Raw genomic sequence first — 13,533 nt, forward strand, 5'->3', positions numbered from 1 at the left:
CTACGCCGAGAACTTCTAATACTCAATGGTTTCTGGCTGGCCGAGACAAGCGTTGACGTTTACCGCACAGCAGTCGAGGGTCGATGCCCTCATTCGCCTGGTCGGCCTGATAGTGATAGGCTTCGGAGGGCTGCTCATCTACTACACTTACGGAAACGCCGCAGACCCCGGTATGGCTCCCCCACTCGTCGCAGTCTATTACGCACTCGGTGTTCTCTTACTGATTGTTGGCCTGGTCGCGGCCTTCGCGAAGTTCAAGTGACGTCGACAATGAAATCACGGATAGCTGTCGCTGGCGTGGGCAACTGTGCCTCCGTCTTTGTTCAGGGGCTGGAGTACTACTCAACGGGAGGGACGGAGGGGCTCTGGCATCCAAGAGTCGCAGGGATGAGGGCGAGCGACCTCAAAGTGGTCGCAGCCTTCGACGTCGACCCGAGGAAGGTGGGTCTGGACCTCCACAAGGCGATATTTGCCGCTCCCAACGTCGCCAGAAGGTACGTCGAGCCCAAGTCCTCAAGGGTGAAGGTCAGCGCAGGCATCTCCGCGGCAGATGCAGCGCCTCATCTCAGGTCCAGCAGGCTGGAGACCGCTGACAGGGCCGAGGTCGCCAGGCAGCTCGAGGCGGCAGACGCCGACATCCTTGTCAACCTGATCTCTTCCGGCTCGGACGCCTCGTCTGAAGGATACGCGCTCGCAGCGCTTGAAGCAGGATGCGCCTTCGTAAACTGCGCCCCGTCCCTGCTGCTGCGCAGGAAGAGCCTCGTCGCCAAATTCGCGAAGTCCAAGCTCCCGCTGGTCGGAGACGACCTGATGAGCCAGTTCGGCGGAACCGTCTTCCACAAGGGGCTCCTCAACCTCATGGTGAACAGGGGTGTCAAGATATCGAAGAGCTACCAGCTGGACGTCGGCGGCGGCTCGGAGACGCTCAACACAACAGACGAAGGCATCAAGATGGCGAAACGCGGCGTCAAGACAGCCTCTGTTGCTGCCGAGGTCCCGTACAAGTTCGAGACGATAGCCGGGACGACAGACTTCGTCGACTACCTGGGAAACGACAGGACGAGCTACTTCTGGGCGGAGGGGAGCGGTTTCCTTGGCTCCCCTGCCACCGTGGACGTCTACCTGCGGACCTCAGACGGCGCGAACGCAGGCAACATCCTGCTGGACGTGTTGAGGGCCACCCGCCGTGCGGCGAGCACTCGAAGGCTTGCGAAGGTCAACGAGATATGCGCCTACGGGTTCAAGTCTCCGCTCAAGCCCGTACACTTCGAAGAAGCCTACAGAAAGTTCGTGGCTGCGTTTGTCAAGTAGCTAGGCCCGATTCGCTTACAGATCAACAGACTCGGCGAAGGACTGCCGATTTTCAGCTCGTTTGCTTGGGTTTGCTCTCTTGCCCGCGTCTGTAGATTCCTTGGAAGAACAGGACCAGGCCGAGCATTATCACCGCTCCAGCAATGGTGAATGTCGTTGGTTGGTCCGCAGCCGGGTCGAAGCCTGAAGAGAAGAAGATGGACCCCAGAATGATGACCACTACTCCGATGAGAACGTAGGTTAACGACTTCAACTGGCACCATGCTTCTTCTCAGACATCAATTAAGGATTGTTCTGGGGCATCACACCGAACTGCTACCTTGTCGGCTCCCAAACCTTTATTCCGCTCTGCTGGGCACGCGACGCTGAACCTTGGCCAAGGCAGGCAACAGAAGCTGGAAGGTCGTGGTACCGGTACTCGTGATAGTCCTAATCGTGGGCGCCTACGCTTACTTGGTGTATCCCAATCCCTTCCGGGCTCAGGGAGGACTCGGTGCTCAGTCAAGCCTCAAGGTGCAGTTCTCCGTCAGCATGACGCACCAGGAGCAGCGGTTTGTAGACATCAGGCTGATTGTGGGAGGCTGGCTCAAAGGCCAATTCTGGGGCGCGAGCTGCATCCTGTTCTGTTCGAATGGGATTACCTACACCCTCGACCCGACAGTCCTCATAACCAACGTCGGCCGCGATTTTGAACAATGCAAGACCTTCGGCGCATCCGGGACGATAACCTGCACATCGGCCGACACCGCAACCGTGATTGGCGTGTCGGAATCTTCGACAACACCGGTCGCCTCCGACACTTCCAATTCGGGTCCGTGCAAGACCACCTCGACTGCGAACGAGATCGAGTCTGGCGGGCTTACAGACGTCGCGGGGACGGTCACGGCTGGGACAGCGGGTGCCACTGTCACAACAACCGTAGTGAACACATTCACAGCGGCCGAGACCGACAACAACGTCCAGGTGGCCTGCCTTCAGACCGAGCTCCACTCGGGTTCTAACGTAATCATCTACGCCGAAGGAACCTTCGGTCCCGACTCGTTCGTTGCTGGAAACACACTCAAGATCACCTGGTCAATCGGACGCACTTGAGCGAGGTTGATTTCTATTTTTGAACAACCAAATCCATCAGAACCGACATGCAGAGAATGTAGGAGTAAAATAACTGCAACGAATTGGTCTCCGAGTAATATCAAATATAGAAACTACGTCTGCATTAACTGCGTCAGTCTATACAACAAAGGTCAGCGAAGACGATTTGTAAAAGAGTGCATTCGGTGTAATTCTGTATTCAAGACCACACACAAAGGAGCAAAGTTCTGTTCGCATGGGTGTTCTGAATTATGTCAGATTGGAAAGAAGAGACCAGAAGTCAAAAAGTCACTCAAGGATTTCTATGCCTCTCATCCAGAGGCAGTAGAGGTTTCACGTGAAAGGGCGAAGACAAGTGGGTTCAAAAAAGGTCACACCATACCAGATGAATGGCGAGGGAAGATTCGGCCTTGGCTCGGCAAGGGATGTAGCCCAGAAACCAAGTCCAAGATGTCAACATCTCACATGAAATTTCACTTTGAGCATCCAGAAGTTGCCGCCGATAGAGGCGCAGCCCACAAAGGGCCAAACCATTGGAACTGGAAGGGCGGAATAACCGACGAAATGAAAGCTCTGAGAGAAAGCGACGAGTACAACGCGTGGAGGAGATCCGTGTATGAACGGGATGCCTTTACCTGTAAAGATTGCGGATCTAATAACGACATTGTGGCCCATCATTTGAAGCCGTTCAGGGATTACCCAGGACTCAGGTTCGACGCAGACAACGGAATCACACTCTGCCGCCCCTATCATAAGAAGCGCCATTCAGAAGTCGGGCTTTCAACCAGATTCAAACCAACCTCAGACGCATTACCCGATTACACTCTGGAGATTCTCGAAAGAGCCTCTATGTATTTACGTTCCAGACAACCTGCCGCGATAGATCAGCCGTGGAGCATCGCAAGGACGTAATTGAACGGAAGTCGAATCCCGGTGGTGCGGCAGCGGCCTACCTGGACGTGGTGAGCCGGCGCATCCGACTGACCTGCTCGTGAAACCTTTAGCCCTTCATGGGCATTCCAAGACGTATTCAGGCGCGAACTGCGGGAGCACGTGGCATGAGGTTATCGTGGCTATACGGAACACTTCGACGTCTGGGTTCGTGTACACCAAGCTCATGTTGGCGTTCGGGGCGAAGGTGTTCCAGGGGTAGACCGATGGGTTTGACGGTAGGTCCTCAGTTACGAACTTCGTCACTATCATGTATGTCGGAGGCAGATACCAGACGATGGTGGCGTTTATCAAACGAGTCGGTGATGTATCCGTAGTATCCCAGAGATTGTTGCTTATCGCCGCTACAAATTTGGGTTTCTGCAGTTGGAATCCAGCCGCCGTTTTGAACGCATCGGTGATGTTGGAAGTGAAACCGTATACCGTTCTCCTAAATAGCATGTAGGTCATCTCGGTAAAGCGCCAATCGGTGACGGAGTAATAGACCGAGGTCCGGGGCGTGTTGTCGTTCAGCCAACCTATCGCGGAATGGACGTATCCCTGAATTTCGGCCGATTGGGGAACAGGCGTGAGCATCCGCTCACCCCACGACCCTACGAATGTGGCTCCCAAACATAGAAGCGCGAGGGAAAGGCCGACGACTTTCCTCTTCCCGATCCTCCCTTGGGGAATCAGCATGGTGATGCCCACGCCCGCCATCATCGTCAGAAAGACAAGGCCGATGAAAGAGAAACGCCACGCAACGGAGTTGAACGGCGAGGCGACTATTATGACGCCCGCGAAAATGGCAGGCAAAAATGAAGTTGCGTTGTTGATTCCTCTCTGTCGCGCCAGAGAAACTGCGGCAAGAGCGAACAAGATGAGCGCCCCCAAGTCGTTTGTGGTCACGACGGCCATGTAGGAAACAACAGGAACCGGAGAAAGAAGAGTAGCCAGCGGCGTCGTCCCGAGTACGTTCTGTGAGACAGGCGAGGGTGCCAGGAAGCCCAGAATCGTGTTCGAGTACGACGGGAAGAGAAGAACGCCGAGGACCGCGGGAACCGCAAGAATGCCCAGAAGGAGAAACCAGGTTATCCGGTCTTCCCGTGACTTCGTCAGTGAGACGAGGGTCATCACCAACAGAACTGGAAGAAGGACTAGCACCGCATAGTGGGATATGAACCCACTAGCCAGAGCGAGCAAGAACAAGAACCATGGGGCGGGGCGTTTCGGCTCGTTGAGGAGAGGGGCCATCACAGCCAAGATGAACAGGAGCGAGATGAGACCGTAGAACTCGGGATAGAGTCCAGAGTTGAACAGGTTCCCGAACCACACCGTCGCCGTGAGAACGTAGATCGCCGCCCCGGCGTAGGCTCCGTTGCGATTCTTGAAGATCTTGGCTGCTGCAAGGTAGAAGAGCGGGGTAGAGAACACGGCAAGAATACCGACCGTATAGCGCGCGACGTTGGTGTCCACTCCGCTGAAAAACATCGCCATCCCAATCTGATAGTGGACCCCGAAATACAGTATGCCTGAAGGGATTGACGAGATCTGCCCAGCGAGGATGGCGCGGGCCAAGTTGAAATGTTGTATGAAATCAGCGCTCGGATATTGCGGGAAAAACGGAAACTGCCCGAAATATTGGATTAGCATGATTAACTGGGCCGCAATCAAGACAGCGATGAGGCAGTCGCCCCAACTCGGCATCCGAGGAAAGGAGAACCTGCGCCTCGCGACTATCGAAGCAAACAATGCAACCAGGCCAATCCCGACTGGCAGATAGACGGCGGCGCCCCCGATTCCTAACAACTCGATGCCGAAGATGCTGAACCCAGAGGTGAAGACTAACATGGAGACTCCACTCGAGGAGATTCCCACGCCCAAGGCAATCGCAAATCGCGAGGCCATGTCGTCCTCGGGCTTCCACGCCTTCAAGAGTTCACCGAAGCCGATGCCCTGAATGAGGACCACTAGGACGTAAGCTGCTAGGCCTACAATCAACTGCAGTTTCCTGCCTGACTGGCCGAGCTATTTAGGAATCTACCCTCCGATTCTGTGGAGGCCTTACGCAGAAGCTGAGGTGGGCTGTAGAGTCCAGACCTGCTGCCTCTTCCAAGGGCGAGCAGCTTTGCGGACTTGGCTTAGTCTGAGCTGCCTATGTTCCACTAGGAGTTTCTGTCTTTGGGCACGGATGCGTTTCGGGCCCTTCGCAAACGAGAAGCCAGAACCCGGGTCCCGCTATTCCTTCGTCTGTACGCGAAGGAGGACCAGGACTTCCTCCCTCTTCGCCGGTAGGCCAACAGCAGAGCCAAGAGCAAAGCTGCCAAGGCGGTTACTATTCCAACCACGAAGAGAAGGTAGAGGTAGAGGTAAGGCTGGACAACCACAGTCGCCAATTCGACCCTGTGCCTCGAAACGTGGGGGATTGCAACCACCAGTTCATAGCCAGACGAGGTGGAAGTCATGAGATAGGTCGCGTTATTGCCTACCGCGAGGGTCATCATACTGAATATCGAGTCCGCAGGCTGCAGCCTGACACCATCGAGGGTCACGGACAGGGTCGACGGCGATAGTCCTGGCAGTGCGTCCTGCGCCAGGTTGAAGACCAGCAGTGTCGGGCCGGGGCTGGGACCTTGAATGTCGACGCGGATGTTGTTGAGCTGCGGCCTGCCCACGGTCAGGGTGAAGTTCTCGTTGATGATGGTGTAGGTCACGTTGCTCTGCGTGGCGTATACCATCACAGGAACTGCGGTCGTGAACTCGACCGTCACTTGCCGCGTCAATGGAAGGATGATGCTCCCCCTGTTCTGTGTAGTTATGAAGACCGAGAAGGGCGAGGCATTCTTAGATTGCGGCACCAGCGGCGAGGTCACGACGAAGGTGTGGAGCCCAGGAGGGCTGGCGAACATGATGCTGCTTGAGTTCGAGGACTGAGTGATGTTATTGTCGAGGGTCACAGACCAGGGAGTTCCGGGGGACAGACCGAACTCCCCAAACGTGAATCCGTAGAGGAGCTCGTAGTGGAGGCTGACCGATAGCGGGCCGCTCGTCAGCCCCAACGTAGGCTGTGAAGTCCGCCACATCTCAGCGGAGGTACTTCCAGGCAGCGGGTTCTGGGCAGTCCAAGTCGTGTTGGCGTCGGCCCAGACGGTCTGGGCCTGGGCGGCCAGGGTCAGCGTAGAGCTGGCTCCGAAGGAGCTGTACGAGAGGTCCGGCGGGCCGAATCCTGTCACTCCGACAGATGTGGTGGAGAACGATGCCGTGATGATGAACTGGTGGTAGTATTGAGCGACAACACCCAATTCCCCGGAGACCGTCGCCGACGTTGTGGTCGTGACCCACCTCTCTGTCTGGGAGGAAGGACTTAGGAGTGCTGGCAGGGTGTAGCGTGTTCCGTTGTCCATCCATACGCTTATTGCCTGCGCTCCCAGCACCTGGATTGCGGGCATACCGTAGCTCGTGAAGTTCAATATGGGAGGTGTCGGCGCACCACCGCCGACCGTAGAGTAGCTCGACGTGACCATGTCCTGGAAGTAGTAGGTGAGAGACACTGGAGCGCACGGGCCCTCGTCGCACGTCGTCACTGTCACCACGGGCACGCCTCCCGCAAAGACGTAGCGGGTAGTGTTCCCGACATTCGCGTATGCGAGGGAGATGTCACATCCCCCAATCGCGTTGATTGCGTGCGGCTGTCCGTCTCCTGGTATGGTGGAGCTACGCGCTCCGCAGCCGTTCACGGAGAAGACGGCATTGGGCGAGCCCGCAGGGCTCACGGTCAGGACGATGGTCTGAATCACCCTGCCCCTGACGAATGTGCCGATTATGATGGCGGGTCCGTTCAATGTCAGCGTAGTGAACGCTGCCGACGAGTTGGTGAAGGTGTTGAGCGGCGAACTGGAGCTCCACGCGCTGAAAAAGTAGAGCCTCGCGGGGCTGGCCCCTATGTGGACGATAGAGCCCACGTCGTACCAGTCGCTTCCCGACGGAGAGATGACTCCGGCGTTGGAGGGAGAGATGGTGAAGGTCTCTAGGAACTGGAGGCCGTACCGGACCACGACCGTGTTGGACACTGTCGCGGAAATGCTGCCGACGGAGGCGGACCATCTGACGCCGGCAGTGACGCTCGAGTTGATGCTGGCCAGGAACGTTATGGACTCAGATGCGTCGAACCAGTAGCCGGTCGGGGTCGTCGTCAACTGGGGCGTGTAGGGCAGCCCAAGGGCGGTCCCGGCTGCGGTGACAGCGCCGGTCGGGAATGCGAAGGAGCTACGCGGCACGGAGTAGCTGAGGGTCTGGAGGAGTTGGAAGTAGTAGCTCGCAGTGTAGGTACCCGACCCGTTGGTTATCGACCCGGTAGAGCTGGGGCCGCCAGCTGCATTCTCCCACCTCGTGCCCTGTTGCGTTCCGATGAGCGTCTCGGCGAAGGTCGCGGCCGCACCGTAGTCCGAGTACCCGGTACAGGAGGTCGAGGGGATGTCTGGGAAGATGGTGATGCTGCAAAGGACCGAGTTGGGGACGCCCAGTTTCTGTCCGAGAACCTGGGTGAAGAGGCCAGCTCTCGACCCTGCCTGGCCCAGCACGACAGTGAAGGTGTTCTCGAGCTGGTAGTAGTACTCATTGGACTCGGCCGGACATGAACCCTTCCCACAAGAGGTGAACTTCCACGTGCCGTTGAGAACCCCGGCCTGACTGAAGCCGTAGATGCCACCGCTCGGGTTGACAGGGGCGAGGGTCATCAGGCAGTTCGCTACCGTGGTCACCTGGAACTTCGAGCCATTGCCGACTATCTTTGAGGGGTTGAGTATGCCGTTGCTGGCTGAGCAACCGGTTATCTGGAATACTGCTGGCGGCGAGCCTTTGATGGCGGGCGTCAACGTCACGTTGACGTTGACAATGACAATTGGAGGTCCGCCTCCTCCGCCGCCTCCACCTCCTCCGCCCCCGCCAGACGTGGTCGTAGTGGTGGTCGTGGTCGTGGTGGTGACACCCGAGAGACCGACAACGATATTGGTGGCTGTCAGCTGAGAGATCGATATGTCCCCGCAGATGGTGTCAGAAGTCACTGCCGGGGGCACCTGAATGTTTGCGGCCGTGGTCCAGGGGCCGCCCGGCGGGGCGTAGTATTGCATCGTCGAGCCAGCTGCGGTGCCTGGGTCTGAGAGGCATACTGTCGCTGTGCCCGCACTCACGCCCGCTACATGGACGTCGTAGAATAGAGTGGAAGACAGCCCAGAAGGCTGCGGTACACCCGAGCTCGGCGAGCTGAGGGTCATGCCCTGGCCGCTGACGGACGTGCCAGCTGGCGCCCCGCTGCTAGTCAATACGACGTTGATTTCTGACGCTCCAACATTGAGGTTCAAGGTCGCGCTCCCGCCGCTGGTGGGGCTGATGACAGTGCTGTAGGACGTTGACCCCGGTACCGACTCCTGCAGAGAGGGAGTCAGCGATATCGAGGCCGACTCGGTGAGGGAGACTGCTGAGCTAACTCCAGTTAGTGTCTGGGTTATGATTATGTTAGAGAACAGAGTCACGAACTTCGCGAGCCCCCTCGTCAACGTCTGAGTGGCTGTGACGATGGAGTTCAGGGTCCTGCTGAAGATTCTACCCAGAGTAGCCGTCAGGGATTGCGTAATAGAGACGGTGGATGCGAGGCTTACCAAGTAATGGACTACTGCCGAGGCCAAAATAGCGGAAGTGGAGGCTATCGATGATGCGAGGCTCCTGAACTGTGCGACACCTCTCCTTACTGACTGGGTGACTGAAATGGAAGAAGTGAGGCTAAGGAGTCTGCCGAGCACACGCGTCAGAGTCTGTGTGACGGAGACAGCGGAAGCCAGACTGAGGAACCTGCCAAAGGTGCGCGCGAGAGTCTGGGCGATGGAAACGGCGGAGGCGAGGGTCAGGAACTTGGCGAGAGCCCGCGCCAGAGATTGGGTGATGTTGATTGAAGACGTGAGGCTCCGGAACCTGCTTAACGCCTGTGCCATCGATTGTGTGATTGAGACTGAAGAAGAGAGGGAGAAGAGTCTCGTGAGCACTCGCGTCAAAGACTGGGTGACGGAAGTGGAAGAGACCAGAGCCAGTAGTCGCTGGAATGACCGTACGAGCGATTGAGAAACGGAGACGGAAGAGGTCAGGGCCCGGAACCTACCAAGAGTCTGCGCGAGCGATTGTGTGATAGACATGGAAGAGGTGAGGCTGAGGAATCTACCGAACGTTCGTGCCAGAGTCTGAGTGAGCGAGACGGAAGAGGAAAGCGACACGAGCCTGGCGAACATCCTCGTCAGGGTCTGAGAGCTGGTGATGGATGATGTGAGGTTCAGGAATCTACCAACAGTCCCTGTGAGGGACAGGGTGGCCGTGATTGAGGAGGTGAGGGAGACGAGCCTCGCGAATACGCTTGTCAGGGACGTGGTAATCGAGACCGAAGAGGCCAGAGTCAAGAACCTACCGAGGATCTGCGTCAATGATTGGGTGACGGACATTGACGACGTAAGGCGCAGGAACTTGCCCAGCGCTCTCGCCAGCGATTGGGTCAGCGAGACGGATGAGGTCAGGCTAAGGAATCTTGCAAGGGTGCTCGAGAGCGCTTGGGTAATTGTTACATTGGAGATGACGCTAAGGAACCTACCGAAAGTGCTTGCCAGCGACTGAGTTAGGGAGACGGTGGAAGCGAAGCTCAGAAGTTTAGCGAACGTCCTCTTCAGAGTCTGGGTTATCGTGACTGTGGAAGCAAGACTCAGCGTCGTTATTAATGTCCGCATGAGGGTTTGTGTTATGGAGACAGAAGACGTGAGGCTCAGGAACCTACCGAGTGCTTGCGTCATTGTCTGGGTGCTGGAAATGGAAGAGGAAAGGGACAGAAGCGTTGCGAACGTCCGTGTCAGGGCCTGGGTAACCGACACTGAAGAGGAGAGTGTGAGCAACCTCGCCAAGACGCTGGTCAGAGACTGAGTGATGGAGATGGAAGAGGTAGGCGAGGAGGAATATTCGAACGCGGGCGTCACCACGTCGGAGGCCGATGATACCGTGGTCTCGGTCACCGTCGAGGTTGTGGATGAACCCGCGACGGTGTAGTGGACCCACCACTCGATGACGAGATACTGAACGTTGGAGAACGGGCCGATGGTTCCTGTCGTATAGGTCCGCTTGGTGGCAGAGGTCGTGCCAAGGATGCTAGTGGTATTATCATAATTCTTGAAGAGGAATGTGCAGGTTCCCTCCGATATGGTGGCGCAGCTCCTGACGATGGCCCATAGGTAGGCCGTCCCCGTGGCGCTGGACGCAGTGGTGGTGAGGTCGAGCGTCCACGTTCCCGAAGCGATGGTCGCGCCGATTGGGGCGGCACTCTCCCAGCCGTAGCCCGAGACCGTGGATTGCGATGGCGTCCCCCTTGTGGTGGTCGAGCTGATGTCTGGCTCGACCTCGTAGCTCCCAGTTGTCTTGGCGATCTTCTGTGAAGTCTTGGTGTCGGCAGTCCCGGTAGATGTTGCGAGGTTTTCGCACTTCCCCGAACAGGAGCCCACGGTGGTATTGCCGAGATAAAAGGTGTGGGCGCCTGCGGCAAAGACGGGAGGGACAACGTTGATCCAGATGTCGGACGCAAGGAGGACCACAAGAAGTAAGGTCGTTGCCTTGCGGCGTCTCGTCCAAGGGGTCACCAACCCCGCCGCCTCCCCAGCCCGAAGAGGTTAGGGGACCTGACCATCTTCGACGTGAGCCGCCCGGCGCTCGCCGATTCGATGGGCAGCCAGAAGACGTTTGACTTGGTCGAGGCTGCGCCTGTAGAGGCCCGCGAGAGTCCCCTGATGTGCGTCAGCGCCCTAAGAACCGAGACGGGAGGCCTCTTACGAAGACCTACGAGCACCGCCATCGTCTGGGACACGGAGACCGCGACCGCGACCACCTGCACAATCAGGACGAGAGACAGCCCGAGCTGTGGGTTTGGGCCCCCTGTTCCGACCGAGACCTCGTCTCGGAGCGAGACGCAGTACGTCGAGGGGCATCCAGGATCGTGAGGCCACAAGGCCGGCACAAGCACGACGAGTAGAAACACTAGAAGAGGCAGAAGGAATTGGGTCTTCAACTGGGCAGAGCCTCAGGAGTCGTCTTAAGAGCTTTAGTCGGAACCAGACTACCAAACTGGTTGGTGCCGAGAGGCTGCATCTTCAACCCCGACCTTTCGAACTTGTCGTGAATCGCGTTGTAGGTGACGCCGTGCTTGGCGGCGACTCTTCTGATTGACCTCAGCTTCCCATAATCGGCCACCAGCCGTTCCAGGGGGACATCCCGCAGCTTGTCGTCGGCGTTCCAGTCCTTGGCCTGGATGAACTTCTTGGCCTCCAAGAGGCTCTTTCTCTTGACTGATGAAAATGGGAGGACATGGTCGATGAAGTCGAGTTGGTCCTTGTGGCCGGCGATGAGCAGCCTGAACGGGTTGCCTCTGTATGGCCCGTAGATGACCCCGTAGCCGATGAACTTCTGGATAGCGTCGAGGACCTGCCGCTCCTTCTGAGTGATGCTTAGCTGGTACAGAGCTTCGTGGACCTGGAAATTGATACCCCCTTCGCCATCGAAGAACCCGGCGACGAAGCCCCAGTTGATTCTTGTAATGGGTGGATGGCGTATGGTGCCGCCCTGATAGTCAAAAAACCGCTTTAGTGAACCCAATAGAAGTTCGCAGTGTTGGTCAGCGCTGACTATCCATTCGTAGACCTGCCTGTTTCCGAAGTGATTTCCATAACTCTTGCGCGCTATGATGTTACCAATTCCGGTCTTTTTCTCCAACCATTCTAGGACGTGATGGTCCGTGTTTGTAATCTTGACTTGAATATGCCCGGGTTTGATGAGCCCAAATGAGCCTTCGGCCTCGAAGAATCCAGCAAAGTATCCAATATGGTCTTCAGATAACTCGCCAAAATGAGGCATATATCTTCGTTTGAAAATCTTGTCGTGCTCCTCTGGCTTGGCCCAGCGTTCGGCTGATGCTGTTCTGAGTTTCTCGTGTTCCTCTGGTTTTGTGAACCGCTTCTTCGCGGCTCGCCTTTGCTTTTCTCGTTGAGCTGGGTCGCTGAATTGTTTGAGCGCCATCTGTCTGAAATGATCTCTTTCTTTTCGACTTCTGACTCTGGAGTTATGGCCACGAAGTTATGGACCCGAGTAAGTGAAGGTCCACGTAATCGTCAGTTGGTCGCCAGAGTTGAGGTTGACCGCGCTGAACGTGTTCTCCGCGTACAAGGTTCCGACCTGCGTCGCAGGGCTCGCGTTGTTTATCGTGTTCCAGGCGCAGCCGAGCTGGATGTTGTTGTAGGTTCCAGAGGCCGTCCAAGTCTTAGAAAGAGACGGAGATATTGAGCCACTCGCGGCGACGCCAGCGGTGTATGTCCCGACGGTCCGCATCAGGGAGAACTCGGTAATCTCTGCTGCACAAGAGGTGTCTGTCGCTGATGGTGCCGTTGACGATGCAGAAAGCGCGAGATAGTCTACGGTGAACAAGGTGAAGGAGTTGCCAGTCGCGCATGTGAGGGTTCCAGCGGCCAAGCCCGAGGGTCCGCAGTGGATCATGTTCTGGAGGAGGGAAACGCCTCCGTTGGTGAGCAGGTTGTGAGTTGTGAAGCCGAAGTAAGAGCCTCCGTTCGAGGAGTTCAGGAACTTCCACCCTTCACTCGTCAGGTGGTAGAAGTACGGGTTCGACGAGACAGGCACTCCGAACATATCGTAAGCCGTGATTCCTTTCTTGAACAGGACGTAGTTCACAACGTCGCAAACCTTCCCGTTATCCGTGAACTGGCCGCTGGGAGAGAGGACGCAACTCGAGGACGGTGCCGTGTTCGGGGTAGTCAGCATGAAGTTGCTGAACATGAAAGCAACTAGCGCCCCGCCCACTACGATGGCTGCAAGGACCTTTGTACTTGTCCGCATTACACTTTGACCTTCCCTTCTCCGCTAAATAACTATTTTGCCTTCGTGGTTAGGGTTTGAAGTCCATATTTCTACATCATAAAAGCCTAGGTTGACCTGATCGACAACTGGTTCTGGGAACTATCTTGGACTCTACGGTGAGACCTCATGCGTTTTCCCATTGGGCTTTTCTTCGAGCCCAGGTCAACGCTACGAGTCTGAAGCCAGGAGGCGAGCTCTCTGGGCACGACCGAAGTCTCAAAGCTTCCCCTCTGGACCAGCAAAGTCAACTCAAGCCAG

At 56.8% G+C, this 13,533-nt stretch carries 10 protein-coding genes; 4 read left to right on the forward strand and 6 right to left on the reverse strand.

Going from position 1 to position 13,533, the window contains the following annotated elements; genetic code table 11:
• The first annotated feature begins 52 nt into the window (after window positions 1–52).
• Together LYZ69_07005 and LYZ69_07010 are read left to right on the forward strand one after the other, a co-directional pair.
• Entirely contained in the window at window positions 53–262 is a 210-nt protein-coding gene (locus tag LYZ69_07005) for a hypothetical protein (GenBank protein ID MDV3278198.1), read from the forward strand.
• An 8-nt stretch (window positions 263–270) separates the two neighbouring features.
• The gene (locus LYZ69_07010) at window positions 271–1,311 is read left to right on the forward strand and encodes an inositol-3-phosphate synthase (protein MDV3278199.1); all 1,041 of its coding nucleotides are present in this window, start codon (window positions 271–273) and stop codon (window positions 1,309–1,311) included.
• A 52-nt stretch (window positions 1,312–1,363) separates the two neighbouring features.
• Here LYZ69_07010 and LYZ69_07015 read toward each other — a convergent pair whose 3' ends face one another.
• Window positions 1,364–1,564 (reverse strand): hypothetical protein, encoded by a 201-nt coding sequence (locus LYZ69_07015; GenBank protein MDV3278200.1) that lies wholly within the window; start codon window positions 1,562–1,564, stop codon window positions 1,364–1,366.
• Window positions 1,565–1,683: 119 nt separating this feature from the next.
• Here LYZ69_07015 and LYZ69_07020 point away from each other — a divergent pair, with 119 nt between their 5' ends.
• Complete coding sequence (locus LYZ69_07020; GenBank protein ID MDV3278201.1) at window positions 1,684–2,403, forward strand: hypothetical protein; 720 nt, start codon at window positions 1,684–1,686, stop codon at window positions 2,401–2,403.
• 6 nt (window positions 2,404–2,409) lie between these two features.
• Window positions 2,410–3,315: a hypothetical protein gene (locus tag LYZ69_07025; GenBank protein ID MDV3278202.1), complete on the forward strand. Its 906-nt coding sequence runs from the start codon at window positions 2,410–2,412 to the stop codon at window positions 3,313–3,315.
• A 96-nt stretch (window positions 3,316–3,411) separates the two neighbouring features.
• Here the strand turns inward: LYZ69_07025 and LYZ69_07030 are convergent, their stop codons facing one another.
• From LYZ69_07030 to LYZ69_07050, 5 genes are all read right to left on the reverse strand, one after another.
• Window positions 3,412–5,334, reverse strand: coding sequence for a hypothetical protein (locus LYZ69_07030; protein ID MDV3278203.1), 1,923 nt, complete (start codon window positions 5,332–5,334; stop codon window positions 3,412–3,414).
• Window positions 5,335–5,498: 164 nt separating this feature from the next.
• Window positions 5,499–10,994: a hypothetical protein gene (locus tag LYZ69_07035; protein MDV3278204.1), complete on the reverse strand. Its 5,496-nt coding sequence runs from the start codon at window positions 10,992–10,994 to the stop codon at window positions 5,499–5,501.
• Window positions 10,991–11,389 (reverse strand): hypothetical protein, encoded by a 399-nt coding sequence (locus LYZ69_07040; protein ID MDV3278205.1) that lies wholly within the window; start codon window positions 11,387–11,389, stop codon window positions 10,991–10,993. The genes LYZ69_07035 and LYZ69_07040 overlap by 4 nt, the downstream gene beginning before the upstream one ends.
• Before the next feature lie 26 nt (window positions 11,390–11,415).
• A complete protein-coding gene (locus tag LYZ69_07045; GenBank protein ID MDV3278206.1) occupies window positions 11,416–12,120 on the reverse strand; it encodes an LAGLIDADG family homing endonuclease in 705 nt (234 codons plus the stop codon).
• 360 nt (window positions 12,121–12,480) lie between these two features.
• Window positions 12,481–13,254, reverse strand: coding sequence for a hypothetical protein (locus LYZ69_07050; GenBank protein ID MDV3278207.1), 774 nt, complete (start codon window positions 13,252–13,254; stop codon window positions 12,481–12,483).
• Between the last annotated feature and the right edge of the window lie 279 nt (window positions 13,255–13,533).

The sequence above is a fragment of the Nitrososphaerales archaeon genome, assembly GCA_032906765.1.
In the GTDB taxonomy this organism is placed as follows: domain Archaea; phylum Thermoproteota; class Nitrososphaeria; order Nitrososphaerales; family Gagatemarchaeaceae; genus DASPPF01.

Coding starts and splice junctions, on each gene's coding strand:
- LYZ69_07050 (MDV3278207.1), bottom strand. CDS start 13,254: ATGCGGACAAGTACAAAGGTCCTTGCAGCCATCGTAGTGGGCGGGGCG.
- LYZ69_07010 (MDV3278199.1), top strand. CDS start 271: ATGAAATCACGGATAGCTGTCGCTGGCGTGGGCAACTGTGCCTCCGTC.